Below are 26,506 nucleotides of genomic sequence, written 5' to 3'. Positions count from 1 at the left end.
GACGCCCGGAATCGACGTGGCGGATGCCCCGGCCAACGACAGGGCACCATTCGCGATCTGTCACCGGCGGCGCACCCGCCAGGGCAGCGCCGTGGACCGAGCAGTGTGGTGTTCCGGTACCGCGCAGCCCGGCGGACGAGCACTGAGAAGCCCGGCGGAGGACCGGTGGGGGCGAGACAATGATCACCGCGCGGGACATCATCCACCGAAGATGATCTGCCGGTCCACCTCGATGTTTACCATGGCCGGATGAAAACCCTGCCGGTTGTCGCCCACCGGACCCTTGCGGTACTCGACGGTCTGGACGACGCACTCGTCACCGCCGTGGTAGGACCGGCCGGCAGCGGGAAAACCACCGCGGTGCGCCACTGGTTGCGGACGCGGGCACTGCCGCACCGCTGGCTGACGATCACCGACGACGACGCGGCAGCGGATTTCCTGCACGTTCTCAGCACGCCCGAGTCCGGTCCGATCGTCGTCGACGACAGTCATCGTCTTCCCCGCACCCCCGATTACCAGCGCGTACTCGACCGGGGGCTCGAACTGGGCCGGCGATTCGTCTTCCTCGGCCGGACCGAACCGCAGGCCAGTTTCTGGCGATCGGTCGGGCGCGGCGAGGGCGTGCTGATCGGCTTCGAAGATCTACTCCTCACCCCCGCCGACACCGCCGCGGCGGCCACCGCACGCGGCCTCGACCTCCCCGACGCCGTCCTCGACGAGCTGTACCGGGTCACCCGTGGCTGGCCCGCACCGGTCGAGATCATCCTCGATGTGCTGGCCCGCGCCGGCGACCCCGCCACGGCGGGACAGCTACCGCTCGCCGAAGCCGCGCAGTATGTGCGAGCCGAGGCCGTCGAACCCCTGCCCGATGAGCTGCGCACCGGTTGCGCGCACCTGGCTCACCTGGGCGTGTTCTCGGCGGATCTCGTCCAGGAAGCCCTGGGCACAGACGGCAGCGAAGCATTCGACCGGGCCCGGCGGGCACAGATGATGCTCGTCCGGGCCGAGGTGTCGCCGGGGCCCGGACGCCCGGCCGACGCCCCGGGCACCGATGCGCTGATGTTTCCACCGATCGTGGACCAGGTGCTCCGGCGCGATCGGACCGCGCCCGGCCCCGCCGAGGCTGTGCTGTTGCACCGGCGGGCGGCCCGCTGGCACGAAGCGCGCGGGGAATGGGATCGCGCACTGACCCATATGCTCCAGGCGAATCCCGCCGACGCCGTCCGTCAACTCGGTCGGCTGATCTCGGCGATGGAGCCGCTGGGCCGGACCGAAGAAGCACTGCAGCGCTTCCGGCAGCTACCACGGAAGCTGCGGATGCAACCGGATTCCGTCATCGGGCTGACGCTGGCCCTGGTACAGGCCGGTCTGGCGTCCGAGGCCCGGCAACTGCTCGACCAGACCGATACCGCGCAGTGGACCGGAGCAGATCAGATCGCCGAACTGGCCATGACCGAGGCCATGGTCGACCGGGTACTGGTCCGGCACGCTACCGCGACGGCCGCCGCCGAACGCGCCCTGGCTCTGCTCGACCAGATCCCCGACGGATCGCTGTCGGCCGGCCGGCTGGCGTATCTGCGGGTGATGACACTCGAACAGCTGCGCGAAATCCGGCTCTGGGAGGGTGATATCCCGGCGGTTCGCGACCTGATGTCGCGAATGCAGGGCGATGTGGTCCGGTCCGAACTCCAGCTTTCGCTGGTGCATTCGACGGCGGTGACCGCACTCGCCGCATTCGACGCGGGCGATCTGCCGTTGGCGGTGGAGAAAGCCCAGGTCGCGCTCCGGCTTGCCGAGCGACGACAATTCCACGACACCCATATCGTGGCCGAAGCCCATCTCGTGCTCGCGGGGGTGGCGGCCGAACACGACGACATCGAGGCGGCGGCGCAACTGCTGATCCGGACGCGGGCGCTGGCCGAGCAGGGCCTGTTCCCCACCACCGTCTACCGCGTCGAACTCCTGCTGGCTCCGCTGCTGGCCCGGCTGGGTCGCGCCGAGGAGGCGTGGCCGGTTCTCGAATCGCTCGGTGTCGCGGTCCGGCGGACCGAGGACTCGCACCTCCAGGCGCGGATACTCGCGGCGAGCGCCCTCGTCCAGCTGTATTCCGGCGATACGGCGGCCGCCCGGACCTCCTATCGGCGGCTGCATCGCACCACCACCCCTCCCGACGTCCTCCGGATCCGGCTGCAGCTGGCCGCCGCCCTGGGCGCCCCAGCCGATCGCACCGAGCTGGCCCGATGCCTTCCGGAAGCCGGTGAGCCGATCGACCGGGTACTCGCGCTCCTGCTCACCTGTCACGCCCGGGCCCACACCGATCCCGGACAGGCGGTGGCCGACCTCACCGCGGCCCTGCGTTCGGCGGAGCAACTCGACCTGTGGCGCACCGTGCTGGACCTCACCACCGGGGTCGGACCGCTCGTGGCCGGTGTGCGCGCCGCGGCGGATATCGTGCACGGCCCCAGTCCCGCCTATGTGCGCCGGATCGGCGCCGTTGTGCTGCGGTCCTCCCGCGAGGTGTCCGTACTCAGCGAGCGGGAGATCGAAATCGCCCAGTTCCTCCCCACCCGCAGGACCAATGTCCAGATCGCGGCGGAACTGTACATCTCCGAGAACACGGTCAAAACCCACGTGCGGCACATCTATCAGAAGCTGGGTGTCGAACAACGCGACGCCGCGGTGGACCGGTTGTCGGAACTGGGCCTGATCGCCGGAGACCGGCGCAACTGATCACGAGGCGATCCGGTGCGCCGGTCGGCGGGTCAGTCCCGGCCGCCGCCCCACTGCGGCGCCCGCTTCTCACCGAATGCGCGCAGCGCCTCACGATGGTCCGCGCCGTGGAAACTCAGACCCTCCATGGCGATCGAGGCCGTCAGCACCTGTTCGATCGATTGGCGCAGCAGCAGATTCACCGATGCCTTGGTCATCTCCACGGCCAGTCGCGGCCCGGCCGCCAGCCGCCGCGCCATGGCCTGCACCTCGTCCGCGAGGTCCGCCGCGCGGACTGCGTGGTTCACCAGGCCCATTTCCGCGGCGCGCCGACCGGTGAGCCGATCACCTGTCATCAGCATTTCCTTCGCCCGATGCGGGCCGATCAGCAACGGCCACAGGGCCGCGCCGCCGTCGCCCGCCACCACACCGATACCCACGTGCGGGTCGGCGAATACCGCGTCCTCGGCGACGTAGACGATGTCGGCGAGTAGCGCCAGCGTCGCACCGAGACCGATCGCGGACCCGTTGACCTGCGCGATCACGGGTTGCCGCACCGCGAGCATCGCCCGCACCAGTTCGATGCCGCCGCGCAGGATCACCTCGTAACCTTCGCCGGTGGGCGCCTGCTCCCGCAACCAGTCCAGATTGCCGCCGGCGCAGAACGCGCCACCTGCCGGATCGCCGGTGAGGATCACCGCGCGCACGACCGGCTCCCGATGGATCGCGGTGAACACATCCGCGATCTCGTCGTGCATGTACCCGTCGACGGCGTTGCGGTGATCCGGGCTGCTGAGCGCGACGGTGGCAACGGTACCGTCCAATCGGACCTGCAAGCGACGGTAGTGGCCCGGTTCGAGCCGCCGCGCGAACGCGTTGGTCAGGGCCGGGGTGCCGGTGGTCGCCGTAGTCATCTACGAGCTCCTTGTTGTCGAGGCGAGATGCCGGGCGCGTAGCTCCCGCTTGAGCACCTTGCCGCTGGGATTGCGGGGTAGTTCGTCGACGATCTCGACCGAGCGTGGACGTTTGAAGCCCGCGATCCGATCGCGGCACCACTGGAGGAAGTCGTCGGTATCGAAGCCGCCGGGTGTTCGCGGGACCACCACGGCGTGCACTCGTTCGCCCCACTGCTCGTCGGGTACGCCGATCACCGAGAGCTCCTGCACCTGCGGGTATCCGCTCAATACCCGTTCGACCTCGGCGGGATAGATGTTCTCGCCGCCGCTGATCACCATGTCCTTCACGCGATCGACCACGGTGAGATATCCGTCGGAGTCCAGGATCGCGACGTCACCGGTGCGGTACCAGCCCTCCGCGTCGATGCCGTTTCCCCCGGCCCCGGCCGGACTCCAGTATCCCGAGAACAGCGGCCGGCCACGCACCACGAGTTCACCGGGTTCTCCGGCCGGCACCTCGCTGCCGTCGGGGGCCTGGAAACGAACCTCCCATTCGGGCAGGATCCGGCCCGCGGTGCCGATGCCGCGCGATCCCGGCCGATGATCGTCGGCGCCGAGGAGCGCCACCGGACTCTGCGCCTCGGTCATCCCGTAGACCTGCCGCAGATCGCAGCCCAGGGCCGCCAGCGCCGCCGTCACCAGCTCCCGGCTCGCGGGAGCGGTCCCGTACCAGACCTCGCGAAGGGTCGACAGATCTGGTTTGCGTTCGCGGGCTTCGTATGCCGCCACCACCCGACGCATGGTCGCCGGGGGGAGATGCCCGTACGCGACTCCGTGCAGGGCCACCGCGTCCAGCCAGATATCCGGATCGAAGGCGGTCTGCAGATGGGTGGTGCCACCACTGAGCACACTCGATCCGATCTCCTGCAGACCGGCCAGGTGGAACAACGGCGTGAAGCGCAGATGTACCGCGCGCTCGGTCATCCCGGCCGCGGTCACCAGTCGCCGGCATCCCCAGAGATATGCCTGCTGGGTCAGCGCGATCACTTTCGGCAGACCGGTGGTTCCGCTGGTGTGCAGTAATGCCAGCACCGCACCGGCGGCGGGGCCGTCGGCAGCATCGGGGACCGCGCTCCGGCGCTCCACCGCCGTGGTGGGGGCGCCGCCGGCCGATCCGCCCAGCATGACCACCCGGTGTCCGGCCGGTAGAACCGCCGCGGCGCCCGCGGCGAAGTCGGCGTCGTAGGCGATGGCGCGGGGGGCGCACAGGCGCCCCAGCTCGGCGAGCTCACCGGGCGCCAGCCGCCAGTTCAACAGCACCGGGGCGGCGCCCAGCCAGGTCAGTCCGAGAACATTCACCACGAGTTCGACGCTGTTGCGCCCCAGAACGGCCACCCGATCTCCGGAGCCCACGCCGGCGGCCCGCCAATAGCCTGCCGCGCGACGCATCTCATCGGCCAACCCCCGATAGTCGAGCCGGCCACCGTGTTCGTCGGTGAGTGCGACAACGTCGGGGAACCGGCGTGCCTGCCCGAGCACGATCTCGCCCCAGCTGTGATCCCCGGGGTCGCCCGCTTCGGTGGACAACTCCGCGCTCATCGACCGAGCTCCGCTACGACGACGGACGCACTGTCGCTGCCCGCCCAGCCGTGCCGGTGCAACCAGTCCCCGATACAGTTCACGGCGTCGGCCAGGGGTGCCCGCTGCTCCGGGCCCGAGTAGTAGTGGGTGGCGCCCTGCACGTCGTAGCGCTCCGCGGTGGTGTTGACGAAGGCTTCGTGCAACCGACGGGTGTGGTCGGGTGTGCACGCGTCATCGGCGGTATTGCCGACGACCAGCACCGGCACACTGACCCCGGCCGCCGCCCGCACTCCGTCGGCGTGGGCGTCGTCGAGACTCCACTGCGACAACCAGCTCCGGAGCGTGGTGAACCGGGCCAGACCGACCGGACTCATGTTCACCACCCGCGGGTCACCGAGATAGCAGGTACCGGGTATCCGATCGTTGGAATCCAGGGCCGGATCGAGCCAGCGCGGATCCGCCATCGTGCCGTGCACGACGAAACCGTATTCGTCGGCGTCGCGGCCGGACCGGCGCAGCTGAGCGAGCCGAGCCTTGACCCAGGCGGTGATCCGCCGGTTCCGGGCGATCTGCGCGGACCGATACCGGCGCACGAATTCCTCGGTATACGGCGGCTGATTCGGATTGGCCGGATCGTAGAGGTCCAGTTCCGGGTCGCGCACCGTCGGGTCGTTCTCGTCCAGAATCGACGCGTCGAGCCATTCGGTGAGAGTGCCGTGCCGGGATACATGCGCCGCCAGCAGCATCAGCCCATCGGCCGGCGGCATGTCCAGCGCGGTGAGATCCGGACCGTCACCCGAGGGCGCGGAGGTGACAGTCGCCCGCTCGGCCTGCTCCTGATAGAAGACCGACAGCGAACCGCCGCCGCTCCAGCCTGCGAGAACGACGTTGCGGTAACCGAATTCCGTACGGGCGTGGCGCATACATGCCGCGAGGTCCTCGGCGACCTTCTCCATCAACAGCGCCGAATCGGTGCCCCGGTACCGGCTGTTGCAGTAGATGACGTGGTGACCGGCCCGCGCCAGCGCGTTGGTCATCGGCAGATAAGCACCGCCACCGATGGGGTGCATGAAGACCAGGACGGTATCGCGGTCTTCGGCGCCGCGGAGCAGATGCCCTTCCAGCGCCACGTTCTCCCCGGTTCCGCCGTAGGTGTCGCGGGCCGCCGACGTGTCCGGAAACACGACGAGAAAGGGAGTTCTGGTGTAGTTGCTCATTGCTGCTCCTCGCTGAGCCGGCGGACCTCGGAATTCACGACCAGCGGCCGGCGGGTGTCGATCGACATCATCGACCAGTTCACCCGGTCGTAATCGGCGAATTTGCGGCGCGCCCGGGCCCGCGCCTTTTCCGGTGGCCCGTGATGAATACCCTGCGGCGAGTGCATCAGCAGCCCGGGTGGCAACTGCACTCCGTAAAGATCACCGCTGTGGAATAAACCGACCTCGTCGTAGTCGGCATTGCGATGGAACCACGGCAATCGTTCGACGCCGGTGCGGCTTTCGGCCGGCCTGGGCAGAAAGTTCAGTACCACGACCCCCTCCGATTGCAGGAATATCTGCGCCGTCGGCGGCAGATGCACCGTTTCGGACAGAATCGGGTTGTAGTCGCGGATATTGAATTTGAACGGAAAGTAATCGCCCTTCCAGCCCGCGACATCGCAGGGGTTGTGCTCGTAGATCAGTTCGCCGTGTTCCTCCCGGCGAGTCAGTCGGACCCGCCACTCCGGGCCGCCGTCGGTGAACACCTCAGGTTCGGGAACCACCATCACTGTGGGGTCGAAAGGATGATGCCTGCCCAGGACACCGGGATCGGGAACACGGAACTCCTCCACGGATTCGATGATCAGCAAGGCCTGCTCCCCCGCATCCGGAACCTGCCGGTAGGTCACCGCCTTCGGGATCAGCACCCAATCGCCGGGCTCGTAGTCCAGCGTGCCGAATTCGGTCTGGAACCGACCGGTGCCGCGGTGCACGAAGAACAACTCGTCACCGCCGATATTGCGGGCGTGGAAGGGCATCGGCGCCTGCCGGCGACTCAGCAGAAAACGCACATCCGCATTGTGGAACAGTGGTAGCGGCCAGCCCTCCGGATAGCGCAGATCGCTGGGCTCGAGATCGTCGACCAGCACTTCGGTCAGTCCGATCGGACCCGAGGAGGTGTATTTGGTCGGGTCGTTGCGCCGATAGAGCTGCGCCTGGCGCCCGACGAATCCGGATCGGCCGAGTTCCTCGTCTTTGAGCCCGTTCAGGTCGCGATGGACGTGGTGCGGAGTCTCGCCTTTGCGGAACTGCACAAACGATTCCATAGGTGGTCCTTCTCCTAGTGGCCGGGGATCCGGGCTCGAAGAGGCTGTACCGCAAGGGCCCTCATCCGGTTCGGGATCATGGTGTCCCTCCATCGAACAGCCGCCGCGCGCCCAGCGGATCACCCTCTTCGGGCGACGCCTACGCCGGCATGCCGGTCTTCAATGGAGCGATCACATCCGCCTGAGGAGGTACCGATGCCGGTATTCGCGCCAGTGCTACCCGCCCGGGTCAGCATCCGCGAGGTAGGTCCGCGCGACGGATTGCAGATCGAGGAACCGATCGCGCTCGGGCACAAACTCGAGCTGATCGAGGCGATCGCGGCCACCGGTGTCCGACGGGTGGAGGCGACGAGTTTCGTCTCCCCGCGCGCAGTACCCGCACTCGCCGATGCCGCCGACGTGGCGGCCGTTCTGGGCCGATGGCCCGAGATCAGATGGTCTGCGCTGGTGGCGAGTGTGCGGGGGGCACAGCGGGCGCTGGCCGCGGGCGTGCGGCATCTGGAGTACGTCATCTCGGCCTCGGATCTGCACAGCCGCGCCAATGTGGGTCGCGGCACCGCGGATTCGTCCGGACTGGTCGCCGAGATCGCCCATCTCGTCCACGCGGCGGACGGGAGTCTGGAGGTCATCGTGGGTACGGCCTGGGACTGTCCGTTCGCCGGACCGACCCCGGAGGAGCGGGTGGTCGCTGTCACCGCCGCCGCGATCCGGCACGGCGCCGACGCGATCTGCCTCGGCGATACGATCGGCACCACCACTCCGCGGCGAGTCTGGGAGTTGGTGGACGCGGTGCGCCGAGCGAGTCCGGATATCGATGTCGGCGCCCATTTCCACAACACCCGGGGAACAGGTATCGCCAACGCGCTCGCAGCCGTCCAGGCCGGAGTCACCTCCCTGGACGCGTCGGTGGGTGGTCTGGGCGGCTGCCCCTTCGCGCCGGGAGCGAGCGGCAATATCGCCACCGAGGAGCTGGTCTATCTACTCGACGGGTGCGGTGTGGTCACCGATGTGGATCCGGATCGGGTCCTCGCGGCGGCCGCGGTCGCCGAACGGGTGATCGGCCATCCGCTGCCGAGTTCGCTGTATCGCGCCGGCGGCGCCGCCGTACCGCTCGATCCGGCCCGGCCTGTCGACAGCACACACAAGGAGATGTAATGGGACCGCTGGACGGAATCGTCGTTGTCGAGCTGGGCGGTTTCATCGCCGGCCCGTTCGCCGGCCAACTACTCGGTGATCTGGGCGCGCGGATCATCAAGATCGAGCCACCGGCCGGTGACCCGATGCGGCACTGGGGAGTGGAACAGAATGGGCGGAGTCTGTGGTGGCCCGCTATCGCCCGCAACAAGGAATCGGTGGTACTGGATTTCCATGATCCCGATCAGCGGACCGCCGCGGTGTCGATCATCGCGGGCGCCGATGTCGTGGTCGAGAATTTCGCACCCGGGCGGATCGCCTCCTGGGGTCTGGATTACGCGACGCTCAGCGCCGGCAATCCCGGCCTGGTCATGGCACATGTCTCGGGATTCGGCCAGGACGGCCCCCGGGCCGCCGCACGCGGTTTCGGCAGCGTCGCCGAGGCAATGGGTGGGTTGCGCGCGCTCGCCGGCTATCCGGATCGGCCGCCGGTGCGTTACGGCGTCAGTCTGGGCGACTCCACCGCGGCCCTGTTCGCGGTGAACGGGGTGCTGGCCGCGCTACACGAACGGCATCGCAGCGGTCGGGGCCAAGAGATCGATATCGCCCTCTACGAAAGTGTGTTCGCCCTGACCGAATCACTGCTGGCCGATTGGGAAGTAGGCGGGGTGACGCGTTCGCGGACCGGTAGCACCCTGCCGGGCGTGGCGCCGTCGAATGTCTACCCCGCCGCCGACGGCGTGGAGATCCTGATCGCGGCCAATGGGGACAGCCTCTTCACCCGGCTCTGCGCGGCGATGGGCTGTCCCGAATTGGCCGAGGACCCCCGATTCGCCGACCATCGGTCCCGCGGGAGCCATCTGGCCGAGCTGGACGACCTCATCGGTGCATGGACGGCCGGGCGGCCCGCCGCCGAGATCGAGGCGGCACTAGACGAACACGGAATTCCGCGGGGCCGCATCTACACTCCGGCCGATATCGTGGCCGACGAGCAATACCAGGCGCGCGAGATGGTGCAGCGCCTCCCGGCCGCCGACTATCCGGATCCCATCCCGATGCCGAATGTGGTTCCGAAGTTCTCCCGCACCCCGGGGAGTATCCGGCACACCGGGGTCCCGCTGGGCGCGGACACCGGGAAGATCCTCGCCGATTTCGGCGTACACCGCACCTGGTGACCTGCCCCGCGGATCCCCACTCGAACGCTAGGACGGATTCGGTGCGGTCCCCGGTGCCGAGGCGGCATAGGCGGCATAGGCGGCATAGGCGGCAGCCGACTCGCCGGCCGTCCGACCGAGCGTTCCGGCCGTGCCCAGGCCGGAACCGCTGCCGACGTACAGGTCACCGAGGACACCGCCGGTGACCTCGCCGGCCGCGAACAGCCCGGGCACCGGGCCGCCGAGTTCGTCCAGCAGGCAGGCATTTTCGTCGATCTGTGGGCCGTAGGCGGTGTATACCAGGGAGGCCGGGCGCACCTCGACGGCCAGGTACGGCGCAGTGTCGACGGCCCGGAGACAGTCGGCTCTCTTACCGAATCTGTCCCGGCCGGCCTGTGCCCCCTCGTTGTACTGCCCGATGGTGGCCACCAGCTGAGCGGCCGGCAACCCCACCGCGGCGGCCAGTTCGGTGAGCGTATCGGCCGTCGGGATACGACCCGCCGCGCAGTGCTCGCGTAGGACCGCCGGGGCGAAGTTGACGCTGCGCCGCTGCGCGATTCCGGGAATCTCCTGGAGATAATCGGTAGTGCGGTCGTCGACCGGCCGGTCCAGCGCGCGCGCGTCGAGTACTGCCCACGCCCGCTCGCCCACCGCGCCCGTACGGTGGGCGACCATGCCGTACTGGGAAGTTTCGTCCACGAAGCGGCGGCCGTCCCCGTCCACCAGCACCACCCATCCGGGGATGGTGGCCTCGAGGGTGCGGACGAAATCGGCGTGCAGCACTCGCAGCCCCCGGTCGTGTCCCACCGCGGGGGCCCCGATCTCGCGGGCCATGACCAGCCCGTCGCCGCGATTGTGCTCATGCCCGATATTCCACAGCCAGTCGCCCACGGCGTTCGAGGCCGGATAGTGCTCGGTGAGCAGTTCGGGGTTCGCGCCGAACCCGCCGGTGGCGAGTACCACTGCCCGAGCGTGCACCTGCTGTTCCCCGGCGGGGGTCTGCACCAGAGCGCCGACCACCCGATCACCGGCGCGCAGCAGGCGCAGGGCCCGGTGCCGTAACGCGATATCCACACCGGCCCGCCGCGCAGCCGTCCACAATGCCGACATCATGCCGGCGCCGAACCCCTCGGCCACCAGGGCCCGCGGTACTGTCGCATTGCCGCCGTGCACAGGCCGCGGATGGAAGCGCACACCGTGCTGTACGAGCCAGTCGACGGTGGCGCCGCTGTTGTCCACATAGCTGCGGACCGGGCCGGGCGCGACGCCCTGGCGGACCACATTGAGGTAGTCGCGCAGGAAGCTGTCCGGCGAATCTGTCACCCCGGCGGCGGTGTGCAGGGCCGAGCCGGACGCCATGACCAGGCCGGTGGAGAGCCGGGAATGTCCACCCGGTGTTTCCGCCGGCTCCACGACCAGGACCTGCGCCCCGGCTTCCCGTGCGGCGAGCGCCGCACATCCCCCGGCGATGCCGGAGCCCAGTACGAGCACATCGATGCTCATTTCACCATCCGGCATATCCGGCTCGGCGCCCGGGTTTTTCTCTTGTGCGGTCACCGTACATTCCTCCGTCGAAATTTCTGTGAATAAATATTTCTAATAATATTGCGGCTCAGCATATTCGGGATACATACTGTTCCGGCACGGCATTTCTGCCATGCGAGCCTCATCGACAGGTGGTCCACTAAATGTTGAATATCGAAGAGATCAGCGCACGGCTGGAGATCCACGAGGTCTTGATGCGCTACGTCCGTGGAATCGACCGGCGAGACGCGGAACTCCTGCAATCCGCCTATTTCCCCGATGCCGTGGATGTGCGAAGTTATTCGGACATCGATACTTCCCCGGCGGATTTCGCCGAACGCGCCATCGAAGGTTTCGGTGCGACTCCGGAATTCAGTCAGCATCATATGACCAACGTCCACTACGACATCGACTGCGCGCGGGGTATCGCGGATGTCGAATCCTATGTCCTCGTATTCCATCCGGTCGGCCCCCACACCTCGCGGACGCTCCGCCCGGCCGACGGTGAATCCTGTGTCCGGTTCGCCGGCGCCCGCTATTTCGACCGCTTCGAATGCCGGGACGGCGAATGGCGTATAGCCCGCCGGGCCTGTGTCGTCGACTGGTCCCGGACCGACCTGTACGGCCAGGAGGACCCGGTACTGTCGCAACGCCTGGGCGGCCTGGCCCCGGCGGTCGGTGCGGCGGATCCGTCCCGCCGACTGTCCCGCCACAGCTGATGAACACCGCCGGCACCGTCCACGAGTGGACGGTGCCGGCGGGGGGATCATGGCGACGGCGCCTTGCGCAACCGGTTCACCAGGACGGCGGTGCGTCCGCTGCCCGGCCCGTTCTTCGATCCGCCACGCCGGGACAGCGCCGACGCCAGTCCGCCGGGCAGGAAGAGAATCACCAGCACGAACACCGCTCCGAGGATGAACTGGGGTTGGGTGAGCGGAATCCGCAGCACCCCCGGCAGATCCTCGACACCGGAAAGCGTCGACAGGGCGGCGAGCCGCAGATCCAGGTAGGTGTACAACAGGCCGCCGAGCATGGCTCCCCACAGCAGTCCCCGGCCACCGAGCACCACCATCAGAATCAATCCCAGCGAATAGGTCAGGGCCACCACACCCGGATTCGCCCCGCTCATCACCACGGAATAGGCGATACCGCATACTCCGGCCAGAAAAGAACCGAAGGTGGCCGCGGCGAGACGGTAGCCGTACACCGGAACACCCAGCACCTGGGCGCGCAGCGGATTGTCCCGGATCGCCTGCCAGACACTCCCGGCCTCGGTGGCCACGGCCAGACGGGCGAGCACATAGATAAGCATGAGCGTGCCGGCCGCCAGCCAGTAGATGTTCCGGGAATTCGCCAGGCCCGTGAAATTGCCGGGCAGAACACCGGAATCGTAGGTGAGGCCGACCTCTCCGCCCGATCCCCAATAGCCGCGTTCCACGAAGATCGCCAGCAACTGCACCAATGCGAGACTGGCCATGGCGAAGCCGAATCCGGTCAGTTTCAACGCACAGGCATTGCCGACGAAGGCGATTACCAGGGTGGTCAGCATGGCCAGCAGCACCCCCGCGCCGAACCCGATCGAGGCGGTGTTCGCGAACAGCACCGCCGAATAGCAGCCCACCCCGAAGTGGACACCGTGGCCGAGTGACAGCAGTCCGGTATAGCCGAACACCAGGTCGAGGCTGATCGCGGTGGCCCCCGCCAGCAGCATCAATGCCAGCAGGTTGAGACTGCCCGGACTGTTCAACGGACCGGGTAGCAACCCGCCGAGGGTCAGGTTCAGGACCGGGACCAGCAGCGCCACCACCACGGCGACCGCCACCAGCAGCAAACCGATGAATCTACGAGAACCGCTCATACCAGCCGCCCTTTCTGCCCGAGGATGCCCTGGGGCCTGATGAGGAGGGTGAGCAGCATCAGCGCCACGATCACGATTTCACCGGCTCCCATGTCGACATAGAAATCGGTCAGCGACTGCGCCATCGCCAGACCCACCGCGGCGATCGCCGCGCCCCTGATCGACCCCAGGCCACCGACGATCAGGACGATGAAGGCGAAGATCAGCAGGTCGTCACCCAGATACGGGGTCACACCCCGGTAGAACACGGCCGTCAGCGCACCACCCAGACCTGCCAGCACCCCGCCGAGGGTGAACACCAGAGTGAACGAGCGCCGCACATCGATTCCGAGCGCCGTCACCATCTCCCGGTTCTCCACGCCGGCCCGGATTATGAGCCCGTAGCGAGTGCGCGAGAGCAAGAGTTCGATGGCGATCAGCACCAGGACGGCCGCCGCGATCAGCACCAGGCGCACATTCGGGATCTCGGCGCCCAGCACGGCGGTGGTGCTGCGCAACCATTCGGGTACCTCCAGCAAATGCTGGTCCGATCCCCATATCCCGGACAGCAATGCCACCGTGGCAATGCTTATTCCCACAGTGGCCAGCAGCTGCTCCAATTCCCGGCCTGCGAGGGGGCGGATGACCAGCAGTTCGGTGATCAACGCGATTACCGCACCGGTAGCCGTCGCCGCCACGGCGCCCACGAACAGACCGGCGGTCGACGCCGTGCCGATCGCCTGCATCACCACCCACGCCGCATACGCGCTGACGGTCAGGAAACAGCCGTGCGCGAAACTCAGCACCCGCATCAAACCGAAGATGAGAGACAGTCCCGACGCCAGGACGAAATACAGCGACGCCAGTCCCAGGGCCGACACGGAGATCAGGATCAGGTCGTTCACGTCCGGTTCTCCTCGGGTTGCGGGGCGGCGCCCACGCCGATCATGCGGCGGATCCGGGTGTCGTCGGCGAACATCTGCGCGGCCGGTCCGGCGGCGATCACCTTCCCTTGATCGATGACCACGACGTGGTCGGCGAGGCGGCGCGCGGCCGCCAGGTTCTGTTCCACCAGCAGCACGGCGGTGTCCCGGACCGCGGACTCCAGCGCGGTCACGAATTCGGTGACCAGCCGCGGGGACAGCCCTTTTGTGGGTTCATCGATGAGCAGCAGTTTGTTGTCGTTGAGCAGCGCACGCGATACCGACACCATCTGCTGCTGGCCGCCGGACAAGCTGCCGGCCAACTGCCGGGCCCGGGTCTTCATTTCCGGGAACAGCTCGTACACCCGGTCGTAATCGGGTGTCACGCCCGGGCGCTCGGCCAACCGCAGATTCTCGGCGACGGTCAGACCGTGGAACACATCGCGGTCCTCGGGGATGTAGCCGATACCGCAACGAGCGATCCGGTGCGTCGCCATGGCGCCGATATCGTGTCCCGCCAAACGGATATCGCCGGCCCGGTCGAGGAGCCCGAGGATCGCACGCAGGGTCGAAGTCTTCCCGACTCCGTTGCGCCCCAGCAGAACTGTGACCGCGTTCGCCGGCACCCGCAGGTCGATCCCCCGCAGGATCGAGGACTGGCCGATCCACGCGTGGACGTCGCGGAGTTCGAGAACGGGTTGTTGCCGGTCGGTCGTCACAACGGCTCCCCGACATAGGCGGCCTGCACGGTGTCGTCGGCGACGATGCGTTCCGGGGTGTCGATCGCCAGCAGGGCGCCCTCGTGCATCACGGCGATACGCTCGGCCAGTTCCAGCACCACATGCAGGTGGTGTTCGACCATCACAATGGTCACCTGTTGCTCCCGGTGGACCGTTCTGATCAATTCCACCAGGCCGGCGATATCCTCGGAATTGACACCGGCCATCGGCTCGTCGAGCAGGATCACCTCGGGCCGCTGGATGAGCACCATCGCCATCTCCAGTTTGCGCCGATCACCGTGCGACAGACTGCCGGCCGGATCCTCGGCGCGATCGGCCAATCCGACCAGTGCCAATTGCTCGGCGACGGCGCGGGCCAGCGCGGCCGAGGGCCGCGCCGGACGTAATACAGTCCGCCAGGTCAGCCGGCTCGCGACCGCCGCCAGCCGAAGATTCTCGTGCACCGTCCGATTCACGAACAGGCTCGAGGTCTGGAAGGTGCGCCCCAGCCCGGCCCGGGCTCGACGATGCGGTGCCCAGCCGGTGACATCGACCGACCCGATCCGCACCGTCCCCGAGGTCGGCGCCAACGCACCGCTGAGCACATTGATCACACTCGTCTTGCCGGCGCCGTTGGGTCCGATCACCGCCAGCAGTTCCCCGGGCGGTACCGCCAGCGTCACTCCGTCGAGGATGCGCACCCCATCGATCACCAGGCCCACCTCCGCGGCCTCCAGCGCCGCTGTCCCACTGCCGCTCACGGCAGGGCCTCGGCCACCGGGGGCGCGATCTCGGCGAAATCGAGCTCGTTCACCTTCGCCAGGCGATAACCGCCGTCTGCTTTCACCAGCCGATACTCGAACATCGGCGCCTCGACCAGATGATCTTCCCGGCGGATCGCCACCGGACCCTGTACGCCTTCGAATTCGGCGCCCGCCAGGGCTTCGTGCACTTTCTTCGGCTCCAATTGCGGCCCGGCGCCTTCGATGGCCCGCACCAGGGCCAGGGCACCCATGTACCCGTAGGCCTGCTGCGCCCCGACCGGGGCGCCCCCGTCCCGGCCGGCGGCATAGTCGGCGATGACCTGCTCGGCGGGTGTGCCGGTGGTCTTCTCGGCGTAGATCGAGACGAGCGCCAAGTTCGCCAGCGCCTCGTCCCCGACCGCGCCGGCCACCGTCGCGTATTCCTGCGGTTGCGGCGCGAGCGAGGACACCCGGACCGGCGAATTCGCGGCGAATGCGCCCTGCGCGGCCAGAGCCTGGAACAGCTGGGCCAGACCCTCGCCGGTCCACCCCACATAGATCGTGTCGACGCCCGACGACAGGATCTTGGCCACTCCGCCGGTGAAATCGTGGGTCGAGGTCGGGAACAGGAATCGTTGCACGCTCAGCCCGGCCGTCTCGGCCTGCGCGGTCAGCTCATCGGCCTGATTCCGGCCGTAGTCGTAATCCTGTCCCACATAGGCGATCCGATGTCCGCCGCTGCGCTCGACGGCCTTCAGCACCGCGTTGTTGACAGTGCGGACGTCCAGCGAGGTGCGGAATATGCCCGGTCCCATGGCATTCAGCGCGGGTGTGGACGCCGCCCCGGCAATGAACAAGACATCGTTGTCCACCGCGGTACGGGCGACCGAGATCGCCACCGACGAACTCGCGGTACCGACGATCGCGTCCGCGCCCGCGCCGATCAGTTCCCGCGCGGCGGTCTGGCCGGTGGCCGGATCTCCGGCGGTGTCTTTGACCTTTATCTCTATTTTGGCGCCGGCGACTTCGTAGGTTCCCCCGGTGAGGTGTTCCAGTCCCGCCCGGAAGCCGCTCTCCCACGCCGGGCCGTACAGTGCCAGCGGCCCGGTGTACTCGGACAGCAGCCCCACGTGGACGACCCCGTCGTCGGCCGCGGTTCCGTCGACGGCGCAGGAGGTGAGACTCCCCGCGAGCAATGCGGCGGCGGCCACGGCCGTCCCGCAATTCCTGATCATCCTCGACCGTATTCGCAGGCGTTTCATCGGTGCTTCTCCCTCATCCGTACCGAACGGTGTGCACCGACTGTGTCCCACGCCACTCTGCTCGACATCACCTCGAAGGGGTGATCAGCCTCACCCGCGGGTGCGCTATGTCGCCGGGCCCACGGCCTCCCCGAAACCGGCGCGGCCGTTTCCGGCGGGCTCGCGGCGCATCCGCTCCATCGCCGGTCCGTAATACCCTGAGATCCGGGCGATCACAGCATTGGCCGGGTGCGGCATCATCGCCCTGCGAAAGCTGCTGCCGGAACGGGTTATCGACGCCGATCCAGTGGCCGGACCCCATAGTCTTGCGCAAGGAACCGGATGGATCAGGTGCGGTGACCTGGGAGTTGCCGGTCGCTTCCCATGTCGTCAACCTCTCCGGCCGCCTACGAGGCGTTCAACCCGGCTCGGGACTCGATGTCGGCGATCAATGCCTGCAATTGGACCGCTGCCCTGACGTCTGCCAGGAGACCGAGGTCCGCAGCCAGGTTGCCGCTGGTGCTATCGAGAGCCTCGGCAACTGCCGCGTAGGCGAGATTCAGAGTGAATGCCGGGGCAGTCACAGCGAGACTGCTCTCATATTTCGCCGCGAGATCTTCAGCAGTGTGGAATTCGGCATTTCCTGAGCGCAGATCATGGAACTCCAAGTCCATGGCAGCCGACTCCGGCTGCCCAGTAGTCGACATACGTAGCGTCGCCTCCGTCCCCATCAGCTCGATCTCGCCGATCGAGCGAGCACTGGTCTGCGAGGCGTGCACGCTCACCACTGTTCCGCCGTAGTCGAGTTCGACGAGCACGTTGTCAGGGGCATCACGGGATACCCGCTCGCCGGTCTCGGCGATGGTGAACTCGGGGACCGCCGACCAGATGCGGGCGTGCAGGACAGTTGGCTGACCGATCAGCTGGCTCAACATGTCGATCGCATGTGCGGCCTGAATGGTCAGCACGTTCGCGCCGGTTCGCCGATGCCGTAGATGCGCCCGATGTTGCGGCCTCGGCAGCAGGCCCAGCGACACGAACACCCGAACCCGGGCGCCCACCAGAGTCCCCAGTCTGCGATCTGAGAGATAGGTCCGTGCCGCCGCCAGTGTCGGACTGAATCGTCCCTGTAGCCCCGCGATCAGCAATTGCCCGGGATGCGCAGCGGCGGCGGCGTGTAGGCGCTTCGCGTCGTCGAGACTCGGGGCAAGAGGCCACTCGCAGTACACACTCTTGCCGGCGGCGAGCGCGGCGAGTACCAGCTCGACATGTTTTGTCACGCGGACGGTGATGGCGACGAGATCGATGCCGGGGTCGGCAAGAACCTCGGTGAGGTCGGCGGTCGATCGAATCCCCCAGCGCTCCTGCGCTGCTGCGGCGCTCGCCGCGTTGGACGTGACCAGGACAGCGAGCTCCAGTCGATCGGAATGAGCGAGGGCAGGCAGGTGGGCAATGCTGCTCCAGTGTCCTTCGGACACACCGACCAGGGCGACTCGGTATGTTCTCTTATCGGAACGTGTTTCCACTGCGTATTACCTTTCGATGCTGTTCTCGGTCGTGCTGGATCCATACTGTTGCGCCGACTGCCACGGCGGCCTGCTCGACCCGCTGAATCGACCGGCTCTCGCTCCGATCGAGCCGGGGAACGACACAGTTCTCCAGCGACCGGGCAGCGACATCGCCCGAGAGCGACCCTGGCCCCGTTTCAGGCAGCCGGAGGAGTAATGCCTGTGATCCGTCAGCGGCAACGAGAATCCTTTGTGTTTGACAGTGTGCGCACTGCGCACGTAGTGTGCCGAATACAGCCTACAGGGGAGACAAATGGCCACGCACACCACAGATGATTCGACCCGCAGATCAACGGTCCAGGCCGTTGATCGTGCGATGATGCTGCTGCAGGCACTGCAGGGGCACCGCGGCACGCGGACAGTCCTGGATTTGAGTGAACAGACCGGTATCGACCGCACGGTCGCCCACCGACTCCTCAAGACCCTCAGCCGCTCGGCAATGGTCGTGGAAGAGTCCGGTGCGTACGGTCTCGGTCCCGAAGCCGTGTTACTGGCCAACAGTTACGTCGACTCGATGCGGGTTCGACGAATCGCGCTGCCCTACATGCTCGAAATGCAGTCCCATGACATCGCGGGCTCGCCCTGGACGGTATCGCTGTCCATACCCGTCGGCGCGGTATCTGCGGTGATCGAACGGATCTGGACTCCTACCACGCCACTGGACATCGTCCTCAGTTCAGGTGACAGCTTTCCACTCGCCGCAACAGCCACCGGGCGAAGTATTCTGGCGCACTACAGCGATCAGAAAGTCGTCGAGACAGTCGGACCGGATGCCGTCGACGAACTCCGCCCCATCCTCGACGAAGTACGCCGGTCGGGAGGCGTCGGCATTTCGCACGGCGAAGCCATTGTCGGCGTCGACGGCATCGCGGCGGCGATTCAGTCTGCCGATGGCACACCGGTCGCTTCGCTCGGCGTCTCCGGTGTCGATCTCGGTGACCAACTGACCCCGGATTCGCGACTGGCGCACAAACTCCGTCGAAATGCGCTCGCTATCGGGCGAATGCTGCGATAGCGGGCGCATCGGCTTCAGACCGCGCTTCTCACACTCATCGCCAGTCGTTCCCGATCGTCGGGATGGGCGATCGAAATCATTTGTTCTATGCGGCCGCGTATCCCGCGTCCGCGCAAGTGCGCGACGCCGAACTCGGTCACCACGACATCGGCGTCCGCACGTCCCACCGTGACGACACCGGATTCCACGAGAGGGACGATGCGGGAATACCCTTTGCCGAGTGTCCTCGACGGCAGTCCGATGACAGACCGCCCTCCTTTGCTCGCGAGTGCCCCACGAACGAAGTCCACCTGTCCCCCGATGGTTCCGACATAGCGCGTTCCAGCGACCTCCGACCCGACCTGGCCGGTCAGGTCCACTTCGATCGCGGAGTTGATCGCGATGAATCCGTCCAGGCCGGCCAGCGTCGACTGCGCATGCGTGTAGGTGACGGCGTCGACTCGGATACTCGGGTTGCGATGGGCGAAGCGATACAACGGTGCGGTGCCCACCAGTCCGCCGGTGACAGTGATGCCGCGATCGATCGTCTTCGTCGAATTGTCCACCGCGCCGGTCTCGATCAAGTCGACCACCGGATCACCGATGACTCCGGAGTGAATCCCCAGCCGTTGGTGCGAGCGTAAACACGCTGCGACAGCGGTGGGTACCGCACCGATTCCCAGTTGGAGGACGGATCCGTTCGGAATGAGCGAAACAATGTTCTCGGCGATCGCCATATCGAGGGCCGAGGGTTCCGCCGACCGTGACTCGACCAGCGCGCGATCCGAGTGCGTCACCACGTCGAACACCGATCGATCGATGTGTTCGCGCGCATGGGTCCAGGGCGCGTTGGCGTTCACCTCGGCGATCGCTACTCTGGCGCGGCCGAGGGCCTCGTGCACATAGCCGTTCACCGCGCCGAGACTCAGCGGCTCCCCGGCCGCTCCCTCGCTGACCTGAAGGAGCAACACATCGACCGGGATCGTTCCGTCGGAAAGGAACACCGGCACATCCGAGAGGTGGACCGGGATGACGTCCAGATCCGCGGACTGCACCAGTGACCTCGTGCTGCCCACCGCCCCGAAGCCGATGAAAGTACAGACGTCGGCATGCTCCGGCCGTACGACTCCGCTGTAGCTGGCGCCGATCAGGATCCGGAACGGTCCGATCTCGTGGCGCTGGCCGAGCAGCCTCTCGATCAGTGCGATCGGTTCGCCGGCACCCTGCGTCCACGCGACCGTATCCCCTGGTCGCACGTATCTGGTGAAATCGATGTCCGCCGCTCGAATTTCCTCACCTGTCATCGATCATCCCTTCGGGTTTTCGTCTGCGCCGCCAGTGCCCGGCCATGGCGGCGCAAGCCATCGAATATGGCTGCGATCTCGGACACCACGGTTGTTCTGGACCCCGCTGCGACGTGCGGGGTCATGACCGTCGATTCGAGTTTCGCGAACCGATCGGGCTGTGATCGAGGCTCCGTGGCGTGGACATCGAGCCCCGCGCCGGCGATCTGTCCGGACCGAAGCGCCGAATAGAGTGCATCCTCATCGATCAGCGATCCCCGGCTCGTATTGATGAGTAGCGCATTCGACCGCATCGACTTCAGAAACGCCGCGTCCACCAGACCACGATTCTCAGCTGTTCCCGGGACATGAAGGCTCACGATGTCGGATCTGGCCAGCAGCTCCGGCATCTCGACTTGTTGGAGCGCGTCACCTCCGCCGGTGGCGGAGGTGACGGGTGATCTGCTCGTATAGATGACCGTCATTCCGAACGCGCGGGCACGGTCCGCGACGCGGCGCCCGACCTCGCCCATACCCACGATTCCGAGGGTCTGGCCGGATAGCCCCGACAGACCGGCCATCCCCGCCCAGTTGTACGCCGCCTCGGTAGGCGCGGCGATATTGTCGCCGCGGCGAGCCGGCACGGTCGAACGCACACCGAGTTCGCCACGGCGCACTATCCGATCGCCGAGGATCAGATTCTTCCTCAGCGCCAGCATCAGCAGGATTGCGTGTTCGGCCGTCCAATCGAGGCTGGGACGCGGCACGAACACCACCTCGATACCTCTGGCTGCCGCGGCCTCGAGGTCGACGATGTCACGGCCGCTGCCCAGCCGCTGGATCAGTTTCAGGTGCGGCATCGCCGCGAGATCCGCGGTGGACAGTCGCCCGCGGCGCATCACGATGGCCGTCGTTTCTTCCGACCCGGTGCCGATCGACCCGTATCCGGACGGGGGACCGATGACGCGCGCCGGCCCCAGCCCGGACCCGAGCCGATACAGGTCGTCGACCTCGACCTGCTCCGGAGCGAAGAACGCACGCAGGGTCGATTCCGTCTCGGTTGCCGGTCCTTCGAGGATCGCGGCGACCAAATTCAACACGTGATCGTTGTCCAGTATCGACACGGTCATATGACCGCGGGCTCCGGTCGTCACGCCGAGAATTTCCGGAAGTCGGGCGTACGCCCCTCCCGCAAAGCGTTTCCGCCCTCCTTGGATTCCTCGGAGCCGAAGTAGAGGGCCAGGGCCTGGAACGCGAGGTTCCCGATGCCGCGGATCTGCTCGGAGTCCGCATTGAAGGATCTCTTGGCGATGGCGAGCGCGGTGGGGCTCTTCGCCAGGATTTCTTCGCACCAGGTGGCGACCACCTCGTCGAGCTGGGCGTCGGGGACCACAGCGTTGACCAACCCCATCGCGAGTGCCTCCTCGGCCGAATACTGGCGGCAGAGGTACCACATCTCCCTGGCCTTCTTCTCCCCTACGACTCTCGCCAGCAGGGCAGTGCCCCAGCCAGGGTCTACCGAACCCATTTTCGGTCCCGCTTGACCGAAGATCGCATTGTCGGACGCGATTGCAAGGTCGCAGAGCGTCACCAGTACGTTGCTGCTGCCGATCGAATAGCCCCGAACCTTGGCGATGACAGGTTTGGGAACGTCGCGAATGGCCGATTGCAGATCCTCGACCGCCACCCCGAGGATTCCGCGTCCCGATCCGACGCGATCGGACTTCTTCTCGTACTTGTCGCCGCCGACTCCGAAAGCCCTGTTGCCGGCCCCGGTCAACACGATGACACCGATATCGCGATTCCATCCCGCACGCAGCGTCGCATCGGCGACCTCGGCATACGTCTGCCCACGAAAAGCATTGAGCCGCTGCGGGCGATTGAACGTGATCGTGGCGACGTGATCGTCCTCGCTGTAGAGGATGTCCTCATAAATCATGACTGCTCCTTCGTGATAGTTGTGTCAAACGTCCGCGATGGCCGCTTGTACCGCAGAGCGGAAGATCTCCGGGAGCTCCAGGCGCGCGACCTTGCCGTAGGCGTTCTTCGGGAGGTCATCGACGAAGAGGTAGCGCCTGGGACGCTTGAATCGGGCGAGGCTGCCGACACAGTGGCTGTCGAGGTCGGCGGCATCGACGAGCGCACCGAGCTCGAGGACGACCAACGCTGCTACTCGCTCGCCCCATTCACGATCCTCGATGCCGATGACGGCCGCCTCGGCCACGCCCGGGTGAGCGACGAGTACGTCCTCCACCTCACGCGGGTAGATGTTGGTGCCACCGGAGACGATCACTTCTTTCGAGCGGCCCGCCAGTGTGAGGTAGCCGGCCCCATCGAAATAGCCCCGGTCTCCGGTCCGGAGCCAGCCGCCCCGCACCGCGTTCGTTGTGGCCTCGTCGTTTCGCCAGTACCCGCGCATCACTGTCGCTCCGGCTACGACGATCTCACCGACCGTGCCCGTCGGTTGCGGTGCGCCGAGTTCATCGACGACACGAACATCGACAGCGGAGCTCGCCGAACCCACAGTCGTCAGCTTGTCGCCACCGCTGTCGGCCAGGTGGTCCGCACGCGACAGTGTCGTGATCGTCATCGGCGATTCGCCCTGGCCGTAGATCTGTACGAACCGGTTGCCGAACACGGCCATCGCCGCCTCGATATCCGCCAGGTACATCGGGCCCCCGCCGTAGACGATGGTCTTGATTCCCGCCGCCGGGTCCCGGTCCGGATAGCGACGAGCTTCGGCGGTCAGCCGCCGCACCATTGTCGGAGCGGCGAAGAAGCTGACCGAACCCAGCTCGCGGGCGAGGTCGAGAATCTCACCCGCGTCGAATCCCCGCGAGGCGGGAACGCAGTGCCGGGCGCCCCGCCGGACGTGGACGGGGCAGTACAGCCCCGCCCCGTGGGACAGCGGGGCGGCGTACACGGCGGTGTCCGCACTGTCGACGTGATCGACGTCGGTCATGTAGTTCATCGACATCGCCACCAGATGGGAGTGATCGAGCATCACCCCCTTCGGGGTGCCCGTCGTCCCGGACGTGTAGAAGAGCCATGCCAGGTCGTCGTCGCGCCGGTCGGCCGGCCCCCCGGTCCCCGATGTCGGGTCGATATCCACGAATCCGCCGTACACATCGACGATCGGACAGCGCACCCGGCTGTCGCGGTGCGCCATCGAGCCGACAGCCTCCGTGAACAGCGATGCGCCCCGATCGTCGGTCAGGAGTGCGGCGGGCTCCGCGTCCTCCAGAACTGCCACGACCTCGCCGTAATGGAGCTTCGCGTTCAGCGGTACGACAGCGGCGCCCACCCACCACACACTCCACATGGCGATGACGTATTCGATGTCGTTGCGCAGGTACAGCGCGACTCTGTCGCCGGGTCCGACTCCGCGGTCCCGGAGTCGACCGGCGGCCGAGGCGACACGGAGCGCGAAATCCTCGTAGTCGGCGAAGAGCTGATCGCCCCGGTACAGCGCCGGAGCAGCGGGAGTCCGGGCGGCGCTGCTCGCGAGCCACCGCGCGATACTCACGACGGCCGCCGAATCACCGGTTGCGCGCCGATCACGAGAGAAGCACCTGAACGGTCTTCAGTTCGAGGAACTCCTCGAGTCCGGCCTCGCCGAACTCGCGGCCGAATCCGCTGTCCTTGTATCCGCCGTGCGGCATATCGTCCAGACCGGACGAGTTGTAGCAGTTCACGAACATCTTGCCGGTCCGGATCGCTTTGATCACCCGGAACGCACGGTTGATATCGGTCGTCCACACGCCGCCGGCGAGACCGTACCTGGTGTCGTTGGCGATGCGGATCGCATCGGCCTCGTCTTCGAACGGGATCACCGCGAGGACAGGGCCGAACACCTCCTCCTGGGCCAATCGAGTCGAGTTCGCTACTTCGAAGATCGTCGGCCGCAGCAGATTGTTCGCCGGGTTCGCGTCGCTCTCACCGGTCGCACGCCGGCCCTCTCGACTCCCGATCGCGATGTACTCGGTGACCCGAGCGAACTGCTCGGGACTGATGAGCGGGCCCATGGTGGTCGCGGGCTCGGACGGATCTCCGACCACTTGGTCGTCCACCCGGGACACGACCATGTCCAGGAACTCGGTGTAGATGCTTCGCTGCACGAGCAGGCGACTGCCCGCCGAACACTGCTGGCCGCTGTTGTAGCAGAAGGCCGCGACCGCTGTCGCGGCCGCTTTTTCGAGATCCGCATCGGCGAAGACGATGTTGGCCGACTTGCCGCCGAGCTCGAGTGAGACCCGTTTGGTGTTCTCGGCTGCCGCACGCATGACCGCTTGTCCGCTGCTGGTCGAGCCGGTGAAGGCGACCTTGTCCACCTTTGTCGACGCGGCGAGCACCTGCCCCACCACCGCTCCGCGATCACGGTCGGAGGTCACCACGTTGAAGACACCGGCCGGGAGCCCGGCATCGGCGAGGTACTTCGCCAGCAGGACGGTCGGACCAGAGCACATATGCGAGGGTTTGACGACAACGGTGCATCCCGCCGCCAGCGCGGGCGCCAGCTTGTTCACCACCCCGAGCAGGGGAAAGTTCCATGCCGGGATGAACGCCGCGACACCGACCGGCTCCCGGAGAACCAGACCCAGTGCATTCGGGCGACGTTCGGAGATCGCCGAGCCCTCACTGGCCAGTGCCGCGCCCGCGTAGTACTCGAAGGTATTAGCGGCGCCGCCGATTTCACCGAGCGCGGTCGAGAGCGGTTTCCCGGATTCGGACACCATTCGCTCAGCGAACTCGTCTTTGTTCTCCCTGATGAGGCGAGCGATCGCGGTCAGGACGTCATACCGGGTGCGTGCCGGGGTGGTCGGCCAAGCACCGCTGTCGAACGCGACTCGGGCGGCGTCGATCGCGCTCTCCGCGTCGACCGCGTCCGCATTGGCGTACTCCCCCACCACGGTGCCGTCGAAAGGACTGATCCGGGTGAAGGTTTCACCGGTGTGGGAGGGAACCCCATTGCCGGCGATCGTGAGTGTGAATCGAGGGGCCGCGATAGTGGTCACGGATATATCTCCAATCGTGGGTTCTTCTGGATGCTGGATCAGCCGTGTGTGAGGCCGCCGTCGCAGACGAGTGTCTGCCCGGTGATGAATTCGGCCGCGGGACTGCACAGGAAAAGAACAAGTCCGGACAGGTCGGCCGGGACCTCGCCGCGGCCGATGCATTGGGCCGCGATCTGGCGTGCCTTGGCTTCTTCGGACAGGGTCTTGCGTGGAACTTCATGGAAGGTGCCGCCGGGTTGCACCAGGTTGACGGTGATACCCGACGTTCCGAGCTCCTTGGCCAGCGAATAGGTCATGCCGACCATGGCAGACTTCGACGTGACGTAGTGCAGGTAGTTCGGCACGCCCAGCGGTACGGCCCCCGACCCGATATTGATGATCCGGCCCCAGCCCGCGCTGCGCATATGCTTGGACACCGCACGGGCACACAAGAAGGCCCCGGTGACGTTCACCTCGAGAACTCGCCGCCATTCGGCGAGCGGAATCTCTTCGAAGGGCTTCATATCGAGACTCGAGAAGATCGCCGCATTGTTGACGAGTCCGTCCACTCGCCCGAACTCCGCGACGGTGGTCTCGATCAGCCTCTCCACATCTCCGGGATCCGAGATGTCCACCTGGACAGCTTGTGCCCGTCCGCCGGCCGACTCGATTTCGGCGACGACACTCGGTCCCGATTCCGCATCGAGTTCGGCGATGATCGGTATCGCCCCCGCCGCGGCGAGTTGCCGGGCGTATTCGCGGCCGATGCCCTGTCCGCCGCCGGTGACGATTACCACCCTGTCCCGGACGCTGAAATCGCGTCCGCGGAGCGAGGGTTCGGCCACGTTGTTGGCAACGCTCTGATCGATTGTCATTACGTGTGCCCCTTTCTGTTCTGTGT

At 66.8% G+C, this 26,506-nt stretch carries 22 protein-coding genes; 5 read left to right on the top strand and 17 right to left on the bottom strand.

The features are described from left to right. Window positions 1-249 precede the first annotated feature (249 nt). Window positions 250-2,730 (top strand): LuxR C-terminal-related transcriptional regulator, encoded by a 2,481-nt coding sequence (locus tag OG804_RS04300; protein ID WP_328394086.1) that lies wholly within the window; start codon window positions 250-252, stop codon window positions 2,728-2,730. A 32-nt stretch (window positions 2,731-2,762) separates the two neighbouring features. Here OG804_RS04300 and OG804_RS04295 read toward each other — a convergent pair whose 3' ends face one another. The 4 genes from OG804_RS04295 to OG804_RS04280 are packed head-to-tail and all read right to left on the bottom strand — an operon-like array spanning window position 2,763 to window position 7,491. After that, on the bottom strand, window positions 2,763-3,623 hold the full coding sequence (locus OG804_RS04295) for an enoyl-CoA hydratase/isomerase family protein (RefSeq protein WP_328394084.1): 861 nt from the start codon (window positions 3,621-3,623) through the stop codon (window positions 2,763-2,765). Beyond that, on the bottom strand, window positions 3,624-5,204 hold the full coding sequence (locus tag OG804_RS04290; RefSeq protein ID WP_328394082.1) for a class I adenylate-forming enzyme family protein: 1,581 nt from the start codon (window positions 5,202-5,204) through the stop codon (window positions 3,624-3,626). After that, window positions 5,201-6,403 carry an alpha/beta hydrolase gene (locus OG804_RS04285; protein WP_328394080.1) on the bottom strand — a complete coding sequence of 401 codons (1,203 nt, stop codon included), beginning with the start codon at window positions 6,401-6,403 and terminating at the stop codon, window positions 5,201-5,203. The genes OG804_RS04290 and OG804_RS04285 overlap by 4 nt, the downstream gene beginning before the upstream one ends. Further along, a complete protein-coding gene (locus tag OG804_RS04280; protein WP_328394078.1) occupies window positions 6,400-7,491 on the bottom strand; it encodes a homogentisate 1,2-dioxygenase in 1,092 nt (363 codons plus the stop codon). The genes OG804_RS04285 and OG804_RS04280 overlap by 4 nt, the downstream gene beginning before the upstream one ends. A 195-nt stretch (window positions 7,492-7,686) precedes the next feature. On the opposite strand from OG804_RS04280, the gene OG804_RS04275 reads away from it, so the two are divergent. Continuing rightward, window positions 7,687-8,646 (top strand): hydroxymethylglutaryl-CoA lyase, encoded by a 960-nt coding sequence (locus tag OG804_RS04275; protein WP_328394076.1) that lies wholly within the window; start codon window positions 7,687-7,689, stop codon window positions 8,644-8,646. Then, window positions 8,646-9,800: a CaiB/BaiF CoA transferase family protein gene (locus OG804_RS04270; RefSeq protein WP_328394074.1), complete on the top strand. Its 1,155-nt coding sequence runs from the start codon at window positions 8,646-8,648 to the stop codon at window positions 9,798-9,800. The genes OG804_RS04275 and OG804_RS04270 overlap by 1 nt, the downstream gene beginning before the upstream one ends. 27 nt (window positions 9,801-9,827) lie before the next feature. Here OG804_RS04270 and OG804_RS04265 read toward each other — a convergent pair whose 3' ends face one another. Further along, complete coding sequence (locus OG804_RS04265) at window positions 9,828-11,336, bottom strand: FAD-dependent oxidoreductase (RefSeq protein WP_328394072.1); 1,509 nt, start codon at window positions 11,334-11,336, stop codon at window positions 9,828-9,830. 131 nt (window positions 11,337-11,467) lie between these two features. Between OG804_RS04265 and OG804_RS04260 the strand changes: the two genes are divergently transcribed. Then, window positions 11,468-12,022, top strand: a complete 555-nt coding sequence (locus OG804_RS04260; protein ID WP_328394070.1) for a nuclear transport factor 2 family protein — start codon at window positions 11,468-11,470, stop codon at window positions 12,020-12,022. 47 nt (window positions 12,023-12,069) lie between these two features. On the opposite strand, the gene OG804_RS04255 is transcribed toward OG804_RS04260, so the two are convergent. The 6 genes from OG804_RS04255 to OG804_RS04230 form a co-directional block, all read right to left on the bottom strand. Beyond that, a complete protein-coding gene (locus OG804_RS04255; RefSeq protein ID WP_328394068.1) occupies window positions 12,070-13,161 on the bottom strand; it encodes a branched-chain amino acid ABC transporter permease in 1,092 nt (363 codons plus the stop codon). Further along, window positions 13,158-14,045, bottom strand: a complete 888-nt coding sequence (locus OG804_RS04250) for a branched-chain amino acid ABC transporter permease (RefSeq protein ID WP_328394066.1) — start codon at window positions 14,043-14,045, stop codon at window positions 13,158-13,160. The genes OG804_RS04255 and OG804_RS04250 overlap by 4 nt, the downstream gene beginning before the upstream one ends. Continuing rightward, window positions 14,042-14,782, bottom strand: a complete 741-nt coding sequence (locus tag OG804_RS04245; protein WP_328394065.1) for an ABC transporter ATP-binding protein — start codon at window positions 14,780-14,782, stop codon at window positions 14,042-14,044. Before OG804_RS04245 ends, OG804_RS04250 begins: the two co-directional genes overlap by 4 nt. After that, on the bottom strand, window positions 14,779-15,543 hold the full coding sequence (locus tag OG804_RS04240; protein ID WP_328394063.1) for an ABC transporter ATP-binding protein: 765 nt from the start codon (window positions 15,541-15,543) through the stop codon (window positions 14,779-14,781). Before OG804_RS04240 ends, OG804_RS04245 begins: the two co-directional genes overlap by 4 nt. Beyond that, window positions 15,540-16,787 (bottom strand): ABC transporter substrate-binding protein, encoded by a 1,248-nt coding sequence (locus tag OG804_RS04235; protein WP_328394061.1) that lies wholly within the window; start codon window positions 16,785-16,787, stop codon window positions 15,540-15,542. The genes OG804_RS04240 and OG804_RS04235 overlap by 4 nt, the downstream gene beginning before the upstream one ends. Window positions 16,788-17,173: 386 nt before the next feature. Next, window positions 17,174-18,292 (bottom strand): Gfo/Idh/MocA family protein, encoded by a 1,119-nt coding sequence (locus OG804_RS04230; protein WP_328394059.1) that lies wholly within the window; start codon window positions 18,290-18,292, stop codon window positions 17,174-17,176. A 295-nt stretch (window positions 18,293-18,587) separates the two neighbouring features. Here OG804_RS04230 and OG804_RS04225 point away from each other — a divergent pair, with 295 nt between their 5' ends. Continuing rightward, entirely contained in the window at window positions 18,588-19,349 is a 762-nt protein-coding gene (locus OG804_RS04225; protein ID WP_328394057.1) for an IclR family transcriptional regulator, read from the top strand. 14 nt (window positions 19,350-19,363) lie between these two features. Here the strand turns inward: OG804_RS04225 and OG804_RS04220 are convergent, their stop codons facing one another. Genes OG804_RS04220 through OG804_RS04195 form a run of 6 tightly spaced genes read right to left on the bottom strand, consistent with a single transcriptional unit; the run spans window position 19,364 to window position 26,480 of the window. Then, window positions 19,364-20,632: an acetyl-CoA hydrolase/transferase family protein gene (locus OG804_RS04220; RefSeq protein WP_328394055.1), complete on the bottom strand. Its 1,269-nt coding sequence runs from the start codon at window positions 20,630-20,632 to the stop codon at window positions 19,364-19,366. Then, on the bottom strand, window positions 20,629-21,765 hold the full coding sequence (locus OG804_RS04215) for a 2-hydroxyacid dehydrogenase (protein ID WP_328394053.1): 1,137 nt from the start codon (window positions 21,763-21,765) through the stop codon (window positions 20,629-20,631). Before OG804_RS04215 ends, OG804_RS04220 begins: the two co-directional genes overlap by 4 nt. Next, window positions 21,762-22,550, bottom strand: coding sequence for an enoyl-CoA hydratase-related protein (locus OG804_RS04210; protein WP_328394051.1), 789 nt, complete (start codon window positions 22,548-22,550; stop codon window positions 21,762-21,764). The genes OG804_RS04215 and OG804_RS04210 overlap by 4 nt, the downstream gene beginning before the upstream one ends. Window positions 22,551-22,574: 24 nt before the next feature. Then, complete coding sequence (locus tag OG804_RS04205; protein ID WP_328394049.1) at window positions 22,575-24,137, bottom strand: class I adenylate-forming enzyme family protein; 1,563 nt, start codon at window positions 24,135-24,137, stop codon at window positions 22,575-22,577. Window positions 24,138-24,168: 31 nt separating this feature from the next. Then, window positions 24,169-25,626 carry an aldehyde dehydrogenase family protein gene (locus OG804_RS04200; RefSeq protein WP_328394048.1) on the bottom strand — a complete coding sequence of 486 codons (1,458 nt, stop codon included), beginning with the start codon at window positions 25,624-25,626 and terminating at the stop codon, window positions 24,169-24,171. A 38-nt stretch (window positions 25,627-25,664) separates the two neighbouring features. Beyond that, a complete protein-coding gene (locus tag OG804_RS04195; protein ID WP_328394047.1) occupies window positions 25,665-26,480 on the bottom strand; it encodes an SDR family NAD(P)-dependent oxidoreductase in 816 nt (271 codons plus the stop codon). Between the last annotated feature and the right edge of the window lie 26 nt (window positions 26,481-26,506).

Source organism: Nocardia sp. NBC_00416 (genome assembly GCF_036032445.1).
Lineage (GTDB): Bacteria > Actinomycetota > Actinomycetes > Mycobacteriales > Mycobacteriaceae > Nocardia.
The sequence above is the reverse complement of the archived record's forward strand: the minus strand, read 5'-3'. Positions and strand labels throughout refer to the sequence as shown.

Excerpts from the sequence above, each read along its gene's own strand:
- OG804_RS04195 (WP_328394047.1), bottom strand. The coding sequence starts at position 26,480 with ATGACAATCGATCAGAGCGTTGCCAACAACGTGGCCGAACCCTCGCTC.
- OG804_RS04290 (WP_328394082.1), bottom strand. The coding sequence starts at position 5,204 with ATGAGCGCGGAGTTGTCCACCGAAGCGGGCGACCCCGGGGATCACAGC.
- OG804_RS04260 (WP_328394070.1), top strand. The coding sequence starts at position 11,468 with ATGTTGAATATCGAAGAGATCAGCGCACGGCTGGAGATCCACGAGGTC.
- OG804_RS04280 (WP_328394078.1), bottom strand. The coding sequence starts at position 7,491 with ATGGAATCGTTTGTGCAGTTCCGCAAAGGCGAGACTCCGCACCACGTC.
- OG804_RS04210 (WP_328394051.1), bottom strand. The coding sequence starts at position 22,550 with ATGATTTATGAGGACATCCTCTACAGCGAGGACGATCACGTCGCCACG.
- OG804_RS04235 (WP_328394061.1), bottom strand. The coding sequence starts at position 16,787 with ATGAAACGCCTGCGAATACGGTCGAGGATGATCAGGAATTGCGGGACG.
- OG804_RS04220 (WP_328394055.1), bottom strand. The coding sequence starts at position 20,632 with ATGACAGGTGAGGAAATTCGAGCGGCGGACATCGATTTCACCAGATAC.
- OG804_RS04225 (WP_328394057.1), top strand. The coding sequence starts at position 18,588 with ATGGCCACGCACACCACAGATGATTCGACCCGCAGATCAACGGTCCAG.
- OG804_RS04300 (WP_328394086.1), top strand. The coding sequence starts at position 250 with ATGAAAACCCTGCCGGTTGTCGCCCACCGGACCCTTGCGGTACTCGAC.
- OG804_RS04285 (WP_328394080.1), bottom strand. The coding sequence starts at position 6,403 with ATGAGCAACTACACCAGAACTCCCTTTCTCGTCGTGTTTCCGGACACG.
- OG804_RS04255 (WP_328394068.1), bottom strand. The coding sequence starts at position 13,161 with ATGAGCGGTTCTCGTAGATTCATCGGTTTGCTGCTGGTGGCGGTCGCC.
- OG804_RS04275 (WP_328394076.1), top strand. The coding sequence starts at position 7,687 with ATGCCGGTATTCGCGCCAGTGCTACCCGCCCGGGTCAGCATCCGCGAG.
- OG804_RS04295 (WP_328394084.1), bottom strand. The coding sequence starts at position 3,623 with ATGACTACGGCGACCACCGGCACCCCGGCCCTGACCAACGCGTTCGCG.
- OG804_RS04270 (WP_328394074.1), top strand. The coding sequence starts at position 8,646 with ATGGGACCGCTGGACGGAATCGTCGTTGTCGAGCTGGGCGGTTTCATC.